Annotated in this window: 13 protein-coding genes; 5 read left to right on the top strand and 8 right to left on the bottom strand. The window is 63.3% G+C overall.

What is annotated here, in order from left to right; all coding sequences use genetic code 11:
- The 4 genes from LH62_RS11385 to LH62_RS11375 form a co-directional block, all read right to left on the bottom strand.
- A partial coding sequence (locus tag LH62_RS11385) for a transposase (RefSeq protein ID WP_043365605.1) occupies positions 1 to 992 on the bottom strand: 992 nt, incomplete at its 3' end.
- A 375-nt stretch (positions 993 to 1,367) separates the two neighbouring features.
- Positions 1,368 to 1,829 (bottom strand): deaminase, encoded by a 462-nt coding sequence (locus tag LH62_RS11380; RefSeq protein WP_043361363.1) that lies wholly within the window; start codon positions 1,827 to 1,829, stop codon positions 1,368 to 1,370.
- An 89-nt stretch (positions 1,830 to 1,918) separates the two neighbouring features.
- Positions 1,919 to 2,503, bottom strand: coding sequence for a DUF1989 domain-containing protein (locus LH62_RS29255; RefSeq protein ID WP_082012496.1), 585 nt, complete (start codon positions 2,501 to 2,503; stop codon positions 1,919 to 1,921).
- A 56-nt stretch (positions 2,504 to 2,559) separates the two neighbouring features.
- On the bottom strand, positions 2,560 to 2,778 hold the full coding sequence (locus tag LH62_RS11375; protein WP_043361360.1) for a hypothetical protein: 219 nt from the start codon (positions 2,776 to 2,778) through the stop codon (positions 2,560 to 2,562).
- 709 nt (positions 2,779 to 3,487) lie between these two features.
- Here LH62_RS11375 and LH62_RS11370 point away from each other — a divergent pair.
- On the top strand, positions 3,488 to 3,691 hold the full coding sequence (locus LH62_RS11370) for a cold-shock protein (RefSeq protein ID WP_043361359.1): 204 nt from the start codon (positions 3,488 to 3,490) through the stop codon (positions 3,689 to 3,691).
- A 135-nt stretch (positions 3,692 to 3,826) separates the two neighbouring features.
- Here the strand turns inward: LH62_RS11370 and lpxD are convergent, their stop codons facing one another.
- The 3 genes from lpxD to LH62_RS11355 all read right to left on the bottom strand — a co-directional run bounded on the left by lpxD (position 3,827) and on the right by LH62_RS11355 (position 7,963).
- Positions 3,827 to 4,843, bottom strand: a complete 1,017-nt coding sequence (lpxD, locus tag LH62_RS11365; RefSeq protein WP_236552536.1) for a UDP-3-O-(3-hydroxymyristoyl)glucosamine N-acyltransferase — start codon at positions 4,841 to 4,843, stop codon at positions 3,827 to 3,829.
- A 544-nt stretch (positions 4,844 to 5,387) separates the two neighbouring features.
- Positions 5,388 to 7,109: a 30S ribosomal protein S1 gene (rpsA, locus tag LH62_RS11360; protein WP_043361355.1), complete on the bottom strand. Its 1,722-nt coding sequence runs from the start codon at positions 7,107 to 7,109 to the stop codon at positions 5,388 to 5,390.
- 287 nt (positions 7,110 to 7,396) lie between these two features.
- The gene (locus LH62_RS11355; protein ID WP_236552535.1) at positions 7,397 to 7,963 is read right to left on the bottom strand and encodes a CarD family transcriptional regulator; all 567 of its coding nucleotides are present in this window, start codon (positions 7,961 to 7,963) and stop codon (positions 7,397 to 7,399) included.
- Positions 7,964 to 8,308: 345 nt separating this feature from the next.
- Between LH62_RS11355 and LH62_RS28275 the strand changes: the two genes are divergently transcribed.
- From LH62_RS28275 to LH62_RS29250, 4 genes are all read left to right on the top strand, one after another.
- Positions 8,309 to 8,641, top strand: coding sequence for a hypothetical protein (locus LH62_RS28275; protein ID WP_052214218.1), 333 nt, complete (start codon positions 8,309 to 8,311; stop codon positions 8,639 to 8,641).
- 130 nt (positions 8,642 to 8,771) lie between these two features.
- Complete coding sequence (locus tag LH62_RS28270; protein ID WP_052214216.1) at positions 8,772 to 9,341, top strand: HNH endonuclease domain-containing protein; 570 nt, start codon at positions 8,772 to 8,774, stop codon at positions 9,339 to 9,341.
- A gap of 153 nt (positions 9,342 to 9,494) precedes the next feature.
- Positions 9,495 to 10,016 carry a bifunctional 2-polyprenyl-6-hydroxyphenol methylase/3-demethylubiquinol 3-O-methyltransferase UbiG gene (locus LH62_RS11345; protein ID WP_201445469.1) on the top strand — a complete coding sequence of 174 codons (522 nt, stop codon included), beginning with the start codon at positions 9,495 to 9,497 and terminating at the stop codon, positions 10,014 to 10,016.
- A 155-nt stretch (positions 10,017 to 10,171) separates the two neighbouring features.
- Positions 10,172 to 10,855, top strand: coding sequence for a septal ring lytic transglycosylase RlpA family protein (locus tag LH62_RS29250; RefSeq protein ID WP_369796758.1), 684 nt, complete (start codon positions 10,172 to 10,174; stop codon positions 10,853 to 10,855).
- Between the two features lie 15 nt (positions 10,856 to 10,870).
- Here LH62_RS29250 and LH62_RS11340 read toward each other — a convergent pair whose 3' ends face one another.
- The gene (locus LH62_RS11340) at positions 10,871 to 11,182 is read right to left on the bottom strand and encodes an HU family DNA-binding protein (RefSeq protein WP_043361353.1); all 312 of its coding nucleotides are present in this window, start codon (positions 11,180 to 11,182) and stop codon (positions 10,871 to 10,873) included.
- Positions 11,183 to 11,797: the final 615 nt, after the last annotated feature.

The raw sequence follows: 11,797 nt of genomic DNA, 5'->3' as shown, positions 1-11,797 counted from the left end.
AAGCCGGTGTCGGCGAGGACGGTCTGTGGCAGGCCGATGCCGCCCTCCATGCCGAGGATGGTTGCGGCAAAGCTCGGCGCATCGGCCGAGGTGGCGACGACGCCGGTGGCGAGGATCAGCTGCGAGCCCTCGGCGCAGACCACAGCCTGGGCGTTGTAGGCCTGGCGGTACTCATGGGCGTCGGAGCGGCGCATCAGCGCGCTGTCGGGGTCGGTGAGGTTGGACTGCCGCTCGGGCGGCGGATCGTCCTTGGGCGGCTTGGGCGGGCGGCCCCGCCGGCCCGTCTTGGCCTCGTAGGCGGCGCGCTTGGCGTCATACTCGGGTCGGGCGGCCTCGGCTTCGGCACGGGCCTCGGCCTCCAGCCGGGCGCAGGCGGCATCGAGCTTGGCCTTGAGCGCCTCGCGCCTGGCGATCTCAGCGGGCAGCGCCTGCGGGTCGGGCTGGGCCTCAGCGTCGGCCGCCTCGGCGCGGTTGGTCAGGTCGGTGATGTCGGCAGCGAGCCTGACGCGCAGCGCCTTGGCGCGGTCATACCGCACCGAGCGGATCTTGGAGGCGTTGGCGTCGAGCTTGGTGCCGTCGATCGAAACCGTCCCGAGCCGCAGCAGGCCGCTCTCGCGCGCCAGCAGCAGCACCTGCAGGAAGGCCGCCTCGAAGGCAGCGCGGTTGGCCCGGCGGAAGGCGGCAATGGTGTCGTGGTCGGGGTGCAGGTTCGCCGCCACGTAGCGCACCCCAATGTCGCGGTGGGTCGCCCGCTCGATCCGCCGCGAGGAGAAGATGCCGTTCGCATAGCAGTAGATCAGCAGCGCCAGCAGCAGGCGCGGGTGATACTGCGCCTTGCCGCCCGGGATCGGCCGCACCGCAAAGGCGCCGAGCGGCACCCGGTCCACCGCCGCCACTACGAAGTGCGCCACGTCGTCCGCCGGCAACCAGTCCTTGGCATCCGGCGGCAGCAGAAAGGCCTGCTCGCGGCTGAACGGAATGAACCCTGTCATGCCCGCCAGATTCGCCCATTTCAGGCCAGATGGGAATCCGACAAGCTGCTAGACCTTGTTGGCAAAATCGACCAACGCTCAAGGTTTGGAGACTCTCCGGCGTTTCGAAGAGAAAATCCGTCCTCGTTCCGGATCAGCACCATCAAGGTAGCGGCTGAAACCGGTCGGAAACCTGCGCCTCAGCAGGGTGTCCTGGTCAGGAGAGACAGGTTGTGAGGGGACCGACTGGAGCCAGTAAACGATTCGAACCATCGACCCCAACCGTCTCAGAGCAGCATTCACCATCGAAGGAAGCGATTAGAGGCCACAGGGCTTATTGCTCCTGAGCGGGGGGAGCTTCATCCGTGCAACCATAGTTGACCCAGACGCATACCCTTAAGTTTCGGTAGTCACCCCACGCTGCCAAGCCACGCCCGCCTCATCCATGAGCAGACGTCCTGCCGCCTCGCTGTCTGCCCAGTCGGCCCGCAACCGGCCCTGAAACACAACGCGCTGAATTCCTGCCTGGACCAGCGAGGCAGCACACGCTGCGCATGGCGGGTGGGTAATGTAGGCCGTGCATCCAGCGAGCGACACACCCGAGCGTGCGGCCGTGGCGACCGCATTGGCCTCGGCGTGCACGGAGAGGAGCAGCTTCGTCGGACGATCGGCAAGGCGCTCTGGCAGGTCGGTCACCCCGCGCGGGAAGCCATTGTAGCCGGTCACCCGGATCCGGCGGTCGTCGTCAACCACGACACAGCCGACCTTGGTTGTGCGGTGCTTTGACCAGTCGGCGATGTGCATCGCCAGTGCCAGGAACCGAGTGTCCCAACGGGGGGAGATGTGTGCATCACTCATGGGACGGGCAGATGGCACGAATTGCTTATCGACGCGAGATCAACAGGTTCGAGGAACCGACTGCTGAGCAGTGCGGAGCAGTACCGAGTTCATGTAATCTGCACTCGGATTGGCGTTGGATTATAGCCATTACAAGGATTGTTCACTTGTGGACAGTTGGAGATCACGGCGAGCGCATCCATCTCCGCTCGCAGTGCTACCTCACAACCTGCCGGCGAGATGCCGTGCGCAATCGCGGCGCTGCCGTTAGCGTCGACCGGTACACGCATAAAGAAATTCACGTTTGGCACAATGTCCTGCCGCCCCAGGCCGTGCCGGGCCAGGGCTTGCAGAAAGTTCTCACGGCAGCCCGGGCAGTCCTCGACCCCGTAGAGCATGCGGTTGGATGGCCCACTGCAGCAGCCGCCAATCGTATCGTGGCCGCCGAACTGATCCTCGATGATGGTGAAGATTGGGCGTGCGATGTCGGAGTAGAGCACGTGTCCGGTCGTCAGGAAAATCGTGCCCGCTGCCTTCATCGTGTTAGGGGCGTGATACCGCTCTTCCGGCTCCGCTGCATTGTAGCAGAGGAAGTCGACAGCCTGACGCCCGCACAGATCGGTAATGCGCAGAATGCGACCACGAGGCACGATGCCGCACCAGGGTGCGCCGGCGGGGACTATCTCGCTTAGCATCGGTTACGCTCCCGCCGGCCCATAAGGTTGACGACCAACTTCAAACTTGATGCAGTTTAGTCATCCTTCACAACCGTTCGGTCTGCCCCACCCTTTGAGTCTTCCTCCACTCGCGCCGCTGCGGCTTCCGTCGCGGCGCGTTCGTCGCCGCCGTAGCCCGCCTTGGGCACCGCATCGCCCGCCGCGCCCGCGTTGCTGGAGGTCGGAGCTCCTTGGCCCTTTTCCTCCTTGGTCCAGCCGGGCTCCCCGGTTCCCTTCTGCTTATCGTTCGGCATCTTCGGCTCCTTGGATAAAAGAGCGAAAGATTGGACGGTGGTGGCAGTTCCGATGTGGCGTGCGGTCGGTCACACAGCGGGAGCAGTAACCGTAGCTCCATTCGCGATACTATTGAGGTGCTCGGATCGGATCAGCTGCGCGGCTATGGTCCGGGCGACCTCCTGCAAACAGGGTCCGAACCGCTCCTAACGGGGCTCCAGGAAATGCAAGAGCTTGGGGGCAGAGAAGCTGGTTTGGTTCGCAGCTTCGACCGGTAGGCGATGGACACGCTGAAAGACGGGTCGGCACCCGGCCAAAATGTCCAGCATTCCCAACGCGATAAAGCTTGAGGGTTAAATTGCCCTACCCTCAAGCTCCGGAGAGTCTCCAGCATTTCGGAGAGAAAACTCGGCTCCGTTCCGCAGCCAAACCATCAAGGTTGCCGCAGAAACCCAGGCCAAACCTGCGCCTCAGCGCGGTGGTCTAGTTGGGAGAGACAGGTTGTATGGAAGCCGACTGGAGCAGCGGTGGGAACTGGGGAACGAAATTCTCTGGCGGCATGCTGCCATAGCCTGCTCGACCGACCTTGCGGTTCGTGATCATCGGCCGGCGCCGCTCTCGAAATTCCAGCCACCGACCAACTAGCAGGGTCGGGAACAACTATCGATCTAAGGTGTTTACCGGCTGATCCGCCGGATCGCTAAAGCTTTGACTGAGGGAGTGCGCCATATGGCAACCGGTGCCGTGAAGTGGTTCAACGCCACCAAAGGATTTGGCTTCATCCAACCGGACGATGGTGGGAAGGACGTGTTCGTCCATATCAGCGCGGTGCAAGCTGCGGGATTGCAAGGCCTCAATGATGGCCAGAAGGTCAGCTATGAGGTAGTGCGCGAACGCGGCAAAGAAGCCGCGGCCAACCTGAAGCTCGCCTGAGGCGATCGCGCCTCGGCCATTCGCTGGGGCTGCGGAGTTGCAGGCCAAGCAATGCGAGGCCCCCGGCGTCGCCCGATCGACTTCGCAGACCCGCGCGATGGAAAGGCTCTGAGCCCGTACAATCGGCGAGACTCGTCATCCTCGCGGGCGCGCGATGCGCTTCAAGGCCGCGATCTGACGGAAGACCTCCTGGCGCGGTTGGGCGGGGCTGCCGACCACCGTTGCGCCTGGCGGCACGTCCGCCATCACGCCCGATTGCGCGCCCACCCGAGCCCCCTGCCCGATATGCAAGTGCCCGGCGACGCCCGCCTGTCCGCCGATCTGCACGAAGTCGCCAAGTGCTACCGAGCCCGCAATGCCAACCTGCGCCACGATCACGCAGCAACGGCCGAGATGAACGTTGTGCCCGATCTGAACGAGGTTATCGAGGCGCGACCCGGCCCCGATCACCGTATCCTTGGTTGAGCCACGGTCGACGGTGGTATTGGCACCAATCTCCACGTCATCGCCCACGACCACCCGTCCAAGATGCGGGACGGAGAGGATCCCGGACGCTGTGGCAGCGAAGCTGAATCCTTCCTGTCCAATGCGCACGCCGGGGTAGATATAGACCCGTGCCCCCAGCAGGGCATGGCTGAGGCTGGCATGCGCGCCGATCCGGCAATCGGGACCGATCACCACGCCGGAGGCGATAGTGACGTGAGGACCGATGCGGCAGCGGCCGCCAATCTCCGCCCCGGCCTCGACCAGAGCAAAGGGACCTACCTCGGCCGAGGGATCGACCTGTGCGCCTTCAGCAACAAAGGCGGTGGGATGCACGCCTGGGTGCATGGGCGATGCTGGATAAAACAGGGCAGCGGCGCGCGCCCACCCCGCATAGGGTTCGGGTGTGACGATCGGCACAGTCCCAGCAGGCACCCGAGCCACCATGTCGGGATGCACGATCACCGCACCCGCTGTAGTGCGCTCGAGCGCCGACGCGTAGCGCCGGTTGTCGAGGAAGCTCACCTCTGTCGGTCCCGCTGTTTGGAGCGGAGCCACACCGGTCAGCAGGAGTTCGGCTGCGGCTGCCGTGCCGCCGGCCTCCTCGGCCACCGCGGCCAGCGAGTACGGCCCCATCCGCACAAAGAAGCGGGTATCACCGATTGTCATCCCGGCCATTTCTCCCCTCGTTGGTCATGGGCGTAACCTGCTTCGCGCCCTCTTGCCACCAGGCGATGCAGCCGAAATGGCCCTCGCCATTCGGTAAGGGCATGGCGCAGTTTAAAACGATCAATGGCCAAGCCACTATGCTCCGGCGCAAAGCTCCATACCCTGGAAATGCCGACTACCCGTTCAGGCGCCGTGCCATCTAAGGGCTTACTATCCGGCGCAGCATCAACGTCCTGGGCACCCACGGCGCGGCATCGTCGATGTCGAGGAGGACGGCACCAGGAACGGTGACGATCTCGTCCACTGGATCAAGCCGTTGCGTGCGGAGGGTATAGGCGGTTCAGACGCGCGCGCTTTGAGCGAGTAGGAGACCAACCAGCGCTCCTTCGCCTGGGGCAGCAGCATCTGCACCTTGCAGGTGTCGCATGCCCACATGCAGTCATAGCGATGTCCCCAGCCTCCAGCATGAGCACCTGTGGCTTACGAGTCTGCGCAAACTGCCATGAGTGGCCCTGCGCCGTGAGCCCAACCACCAGTTCCGGTTTTACTCGGGCGAGCTAGCCTGATTCCTGCGGCGGATGGCCGCGCCCAGAATGTCGCCGAGCGAGGCGCCGCTGTCTGAGCTGCCGTACTCAACGACCGCCTGACGATCTTCCTCTATCTCTTTGCCCTTGATGGTCAGAGCCAGGCGACGGGCGGCACGGTCCACCATTGTGATCCGAGCGTCCACCTTTTGCCCTACCGAGAATCGATCCGCTCGCTGCTCCTCCCGGTCACGCGCCAGCTCGGCGCGGCGGATGAAGCCGGTGAGGACATCCTCGACCCGGACCTCGATGCCGTTGGCCTGCACCTGCGTGACGATGCAGGTGACGACATCGCCCTTGCGGACCTTGTCGAGCACTTCCGCGGCCGGGTCGGCCTCGAGCTGCTTCACGCCGAGCGAGATACGCTCCTTCTCGACATCCACATCGAGCACCTTGGCCTTGATGACCGTGCCCTTGTCGAACTTGGCCATCGCCGCCTCGCCGGCCTCTTCCCAGGAGAGGTCGGACATGTGGACCATGCCGTCGATCTCCGGACCGATGCCGATGAACAGGCCGAACTCGGTGATGTTGCGGATCTCGCCCTCGACCACGGAGCCCGGCGGATGGGCCTCGAGGAACAGCTCCCACGGGTTGCCCTGGGCCTGCTTCAGGCCGAGCGAGATACGACGCTTCGGCTCGTCCGCGTCGAGGATCATCACGTCCACTTCCTGCGAAGTGGCGACGATCTTGCCCGGATGGACATTCTTCTTCGTCCAGGACATCTCGCTGACGTGCACGAGGCCCTCGACGCCCGGCTCCAGCTCCACGAAGGCGCCGTAGTCGGTGATGTTGGTCACGCGGCCGCTGAACTTGGCGTTCACCGGGTACTTGATGGCGACGCCATCCCACGGATCGGCCATCAGCTGCTTCATGCCGAGGCTGATGCGCTGGGTCTCGCTGTTGAAGCGGATGACCTGCACCTTCACCGGCTGGCCGATAGTCAGCGCCTCGGACGGGTGGTTGATCCGGCGCCAGGCGATGTCGGTGACGTGCAGCAGGCCGTCCACGCCGCCGAGGTCGACGAACGCACCGTAGTCGGTGATGTTCTTGACCACGCCGTCGAGGACCATTCCTTCGCTTAGCGACTTAATGAGCTCGCCGCGCTGCTCGGCGCGTGACTCCTCGAGGACGGCGCGGCGGCTGACCACGATGTTGCCGCGGGCGCGGTCCATCTTGAGGATCTGGAAGGGCTGTGGGCTGCCCATCAGCGGCCCGACGTCGCGCACGGGGCGGATATCGACCTGCGAGCCGGGTAGGAAGGCCACGGCGCCGCCGAGATCGACGGTGAAGCCACCCTTGACGCGCCCGAAGATCACGCCGTCGACGCGTTGGTTGGCTTCGTAAGCCCTCTCCAAAACCACCCACGCCTCTTCGCGCCGCGCCTTCTCACGGCTCAGCATGATCGAGCCGTCCCGATCCTCATAGCGCTCGACGAAAATGTCGATCCGATCGCCTGCATGGATTTCGGCCGTGCCACCCGCCGGTGCGAATTCCTTGAGAGGAATGCGACCCTCACTCTTCAGCCCGACATCAACAACAGCAACATCCCCCTCAATACGGAGAACGAGCCCGCTGATGACCGACCCTGCGAAGGAGGTGTCCGCCCCCAGGTAGACATCGAGTAAGGTTGCGAAGTCGTCATTCCCGGTTTGGGCCGCGGTGGCAGTGTGGGAGGCAGTCATTGGGTGAGACTTCCGAAGGTCTCGGCGAGAAGCACGCCGGCCATGAAATGCGCATCGCGGGTGGGTCCCGCAGTACGACTCGGATGCTGTGCAGCTGGGTCAGCCGCCACATCCTGTTACAATGTGAGGTGGGGTTTCGATCTGCTTTAGATGAGTCTGGCTCCGGGCTTGGCCCACTAGCATTGAGGCCAGCATCGATCCGGGCACTTGAACAGAAGAAGGTCCTACGCGCATAGCGTTTCCGGGTCAAACAGAAAGCGCGCGAAAGCAGGATCTATCAATGAGTTTTAGGCCGGTACAGATGCTAGATGGTCGTTGATCCTACCGACGGCTGCCGCCTTCTCTGTTCCTTCCACCGCCGCAATCTCGCAAGCCAGCCGGTCGAGTGCTGCCTCATAGATCACGCGTTCGGAGAAGCTTTGCTGGCCTGTGATTGCATTACGTCGAAGATCTCGGATGACCTCAGCGACCACGCGTGGGTCGCCGCTGTTGATCTTTGCCTGATACTCTTGTGCCCGCCGCGTCCAAATCAGCTTGGTGGACCGCGCACGCCCGCGCAGCGTAGCCATTGCCTCGTCTATGAGCGCTTGGGAGGCAATACGACGAAGGCCGATGCTGCGGACCTTGTTCGACGGCACGCGGAGCGTTAGCCGTGCCTCATCAAAAACGACGTGGACGAATTCCAGGCTGAACCCAGAGACCTCCTCGACCGCGATGCAGGTGACGCACCCGACACCATGCGCCGGATGCATGACCTGGTCACCAGCGCACAACACCTCGCCAGCAATCTCCGCCGTCCACTCGCGGGGCAGACCTCCCTGGAAACGCTCGTTAACCATTGCTGCGGTCCTCATCTAAAGCAGTTCCCATTGCCTGGCCCAAACAGCAACAAATATGCTGTACGAGGACCCCCGCCCGGTACAGCGCAATCAGAGCACTGCCGCAATCAGCAGCAACTGGAGGGTGACACAGGAACGTATTGCACGTTGCTGGCGGCCCGTCACGGAACCCTGCTCCTGCGTGAAACACGGCCCCAGCTGTTTCCAATCCGATACCAGCAGGCGGCCCGCCGTGCTGGTGTCTGGCGATCAGGTTCTCCGCGCCGCAGCCGCCCTTAAATTGCAGTCCGCCGAGACATATAGCGCGGAGCAGTTGCGCCACAGCGCCAAGGTGAGAAATTGCTCGCTCATCGAGCCGGGTTGGGCCTCTTCAACGACATACAGGACTTCAGTGAACAGGATCAGTGGAAGGCGCTGATCCTCTACGGCCTGAATCAAGCCACGTACAAAATTGCCCTCGGCAGGACCCTGCTGAGCCTATCCGAACGGGGTTACACCACGGTTCCCTGGGAGGTCCTCTCGCACGAATTCCTGCAACAATATCTACAGCGGTTGGCAGCAGGCGACCCCATGCCGCAACAGTCCAACCCAGCGCGGCGCACCAAAATGGAGCGCATCGTCGCCGACATGCAGGTAGGCAAGTTGTCGCTCGACCAAGCGGTAAGGGGAGACCGGCCTCACGGCGTTCGATAATGTCATTTATCGTTTTCACAACCTTGGCGGCGACGCGACGTTCTCGGGAACCTTCTATCGGTTCGATTTCAACCGCACGCTTGAACTGACTGATGCGCTACACGCGGTCGCGGCCTCCAGCCGCACCGAGTTGGAGGAGGAGCTGGACGCGCGCTGGTCACTGCTCGAGGGCGCCTTCACCATACGTCATGAGAACTACGACTTGGCCAATGACCTGCGGCTCATCTACCTGTCCCAGGGCTATAAGCGCAGGGGCCTAACCTCCAACATCCCATTTCTGCAGGGCTACCAGGGCAACGCCTGCTTCTACTGTGGCGAGCCAATGGCGCAGGGCGACATCCATGTGGACCACGTCCTACCGCGTCAAGTAATGCAGCACGATGAGATCTGGAACCTCGTCCTCGCCCACGGTCTCTGTAATGGCCTGAAGCAGGACCGCCTCATCGGTCCGCATTACATGCGGAAGCTGATTGCGAGGAACGAGAACATCATGGGCAGCAATCATCCCTGGAAGGCCCGCATCGCCTCGGCGCTGGGCGGCAGTGCTCGTGCCCGCGGCGCCGCCCTCATGAAGCACTACGACCAGGTGAAGCTGATCCTCGGTACCGATTACTGGGGCTGCTCGTCCTCCTACGATCCGGAGATCGATCCCTTCTTCCGGCGTTTGGTCACGGTGCTGAACAACGGAAGGCCAAGATGAAGCGGGGGGGGCGTGTCTAAAGGCCGCATTGCTTGCCTAGCACGCCCAACGAGACAGCCGGAGGTGCAGGCAATACCTGATCCAAGCGCCGATACAATCGGCTACTACGACCGCAACGCCGCACACTTCGCAGCTGACACCGCAGATCTCGACATGTCAGCGCTGTACGATCGGTTCCTTCGGCACCTGCCGCCCGGCGGGCGGATCCTGGACGCGGGCTGTGGTGTCGGGCGCGATGCGCTTGCCTTTGTGGAGCGCGGATACGCGGTGGTGGCCTTCGACGCGTCGGTCCAGATGGTGCGACTGGCGCGAGAGCGCCTCGGCAATCGGGCGGAGGTCCGGCACATGCGCTTCGAAGACGTCGCTTGGCTGGCCGAGTTTGACGGAATCTGGGCCTGCGCATCGCTGCTGCATGTCCCGGCCGTGAAATTCCCCGGTGTCGCCGCATGCCTTGCGTCGGCGCTCCGGCCGCGCGGTGCGTGGTACATGTCGTTCAAACTGGGCCGAGGTGAGCGGGGCGCCGGTGGGCGGAACTTCACAGACCATACTGCGGAGACGCTCCAAGCCGCGCTCGTAGGTTTGCCGGTCGAGCTGTTGGAAAGCTGGACGTCGGACGATGTGCGTCCTGATCGGGTCGAGAAGCGATGGGCCGATGCCATAGTGCAGCGGCGATGACAGCCGCTTTGCTTGGTTCCGAGGTCTTCAGCTGGAACGACCCATAGGTCTGGCAGCTGCGAACTGCCGCTCACGCGTGCCATCATCCGGACCGTATTGTCGGGTCCGGGTTGCAGATCTCTGCCGCCAGAACCTCCCGTTGCGTCACCTGCTGGATGAGCGACCGTATGGCAACGTCGGTCTCTCGCAGGAGCATGTTGAACCTGGTCAGGCACCGCGCGTCTGATCGGTCGGGGGACTGGTCGATGAAATATCTTAGTACATTGGTGATCTGCGTGCTGCTCGGGTGCTTGGGGGTATCGCTGGCCGAGGCTGCAGAAGAGCGCCCACGTAGTGTTTCGGTGCACGCTGGGGCTAGATCTCCCACGCAGAGCCAGTCGATGCAGCGGAATGGCCGCCAGGCCCAGAACTCATCCGGTCGTCACCACCGCAGGTCTCGGGCACGGATAACACCCGGCCGGGAGATCATTGATCATTCCGGACGGCCTCAGCGTGGGCGAGCGTCCTATTATGGGCGGGAGTTCAACGGCCGGAAGATGGCCAATGGTCAAAGGTTCAATCCGAACTCGAACATTGCTGCGAGCCGGCGCTTGCCGCTCGGCACTGTCGCCCGAGTTAAGAACCTGCGGAACCAGCAGCAGACAACGGTCAGGATCGAGGATCGGGGTCCCTACGTCCCGGGCAGGATTATCGATGTTGCTCCAAAGGCGGCTGATGACCTGCGTATGCGGGAGGACGGTGTTGCGCCGGTCATGGTGGAGCCAGTCGCGGTGCCACAACCTGACGGGAGTGTGCGATCCGGGGCCGTCAGGTCACCTCATCAGGGGCGGCGGCACTAGGCCGGACCTCTGGTGTTAGCCTTTTTTGGCTTTTCGCTTCGCCTTTTTCAGCCCGGCGAAGGCGGCCTCCTTGAGGGCAGGGCTGGCTTTGAACTTAACGGTCGCGCCCGCCTTGACCGCAACCTTCTCACCCGTGCGCGGGTTCAGGGCGGTGCGCTTCGGGGTTTCACGGGCAACGAAGGCACCAAAGTCCGGCAGAGTGAAGCGCCCAGTTCCGACAATCTCGGTCTTGATCGCCGCGATGAGGTCTGCCGCCAACTGGTTGGCTGCCACCGCCGGCATTTCGGTTGACTGGACGATGACGTCAGTGAGGAACTTCTTAGACATGAACGCGAATCCTTGCGAAGCAGAGCCCTTTAGGCGAATGGATCGAGCTTGTCACGAGAATCTGCGCGCCGTCTGGGAGCCTCTGACAGACACCTGGGGAGCGGCTCCAAGCAAACGCAATATGGTTAGCCTGGCCTCAAGGGCGGCGCACACCAAGGACAGACACGCAGCAATCGGACATCGGTAGCTGATCACATTACTCGCTTCACTCGGTTAGCCTTTAGAGCGAATGGTCGGTCACGCGCCGTGATAACTGTGGGCGCACCGCCCCGACCGGCTTCTCGGCGGGGCTCTGGGCGGTAGCACCCGGCTGATCGGGTGCCGAACCCTGAAACCCTTTGATGGCCCTCTCCGACACTGCCCGCAGCATCCTCTCCAAGGCCACCCAGCACCCGCTTCGCGTCGCCGCGCCGCCAGATAAGCTGCCCGTCGCCGCCTGCCGGTCGGTGCTGAACAGCCTGCTCAAGCAGGGCTACGTTGAGCAGTGCGCGGCGCCTGACGACCTCACCGGCCCGCACTGGCAGCAGCAGGATGGCATCCAGCTCATGCCGCGCATCACTGAGGCGGGCCTGGCAGCCATCGGCACCGCGCCGAATGCTATCGCGACGCGGCCCA

This window comes from Belnapia sp. F-4-1 (assembly GCF_000802185.1).
GTDB lineage: Bacteria > Pseudomonadota > Alphaproteobacteria > Acetobacterales > Acetobacteraceae > Belnapia.
The sequence above is the reverse complement of the archived record's forward strand: the minus strand, read 5'-3'. Positions and strand labels throughout refer to the sequence as shown.

What these genes read in the sequence shown, in the direction of transcription:
- LH62_RS11375 (WP_043361360.1), bottom strand. Translation starts at nt 2,778, where the DNA reads ATGCCGAACGATAAGCAGAAGGGAACCGGGGAGCCCGGCTGGACCAAG.
- LH62_RS11345 (WP_201445469.1), top strand. Translation starts at nt 9,495, where the DNA reads ATGTCAGCGCTGTACGATCGGTTCCTTCGGCACCTGCCGCCCGGCGGG.
- LH62_RS29250 (WP_369796758.1), top strand. Translation starts at nt 10,172, where the DNA reads ATGAGCGACCGTATGGCAACGTCGGTCTCTCGCAGGAGCATGTTGAAC.
- LH62_RS11355 (WP_236552535.1), bottom strand. Translation starts at nt 7,963, where the DNA reads ATGAGGACCGCAGCAATGGTTAACGAGCGTTTCCAGGGAGGTCTGCCC.
- LH62_RS11380 (WP_043361363.1), bottom strand. Translation starts at nt 1,829, where the DNA reads ATGAGTGATGCACACATCTCCCCCCGTTGGGACACTCGGTTCCTGGCA.
- LH62_RS29255 (WP_082012496.1), bottom strand. Translation starts at nt 2,503, where the DNA reads ATGCTAAGCGAGATAGTCCCCGCCGGCGCACCCTGGTGCGGCATCGTG.
- lpxD (WP_236552536.1), bottom strand. Translation starts at nt 4,843, where the DNA reads ATGACAATCGGTGATACCCGCTTCTTTGTGCGGATGGGGCCGTACTCG.
- LH62_RS11370 (WP_043361359.1), top strand. Translation starts at nt 3,488, where the DNA reads ATGGCAACCGGTGCCGTGAAGTGGTTCAACGCCACCAAAGGATTTGGC.
- LH62_RS11340 (WP_043361353.1), bottom strand. Translation starts at nt 11,182, where the DNA reads ATGTCTAAGAAGTTCCTCACTGACGTCATCGTCCAGTCAACCGAAATG.
- rpsA (WP_043361355.1), bottom strand. Translation starts at nt 7,109, where the DNA reads ATGACTGCCTCCCACACTGCCACCGCGGCCCAAACCGGGAATGACGAC.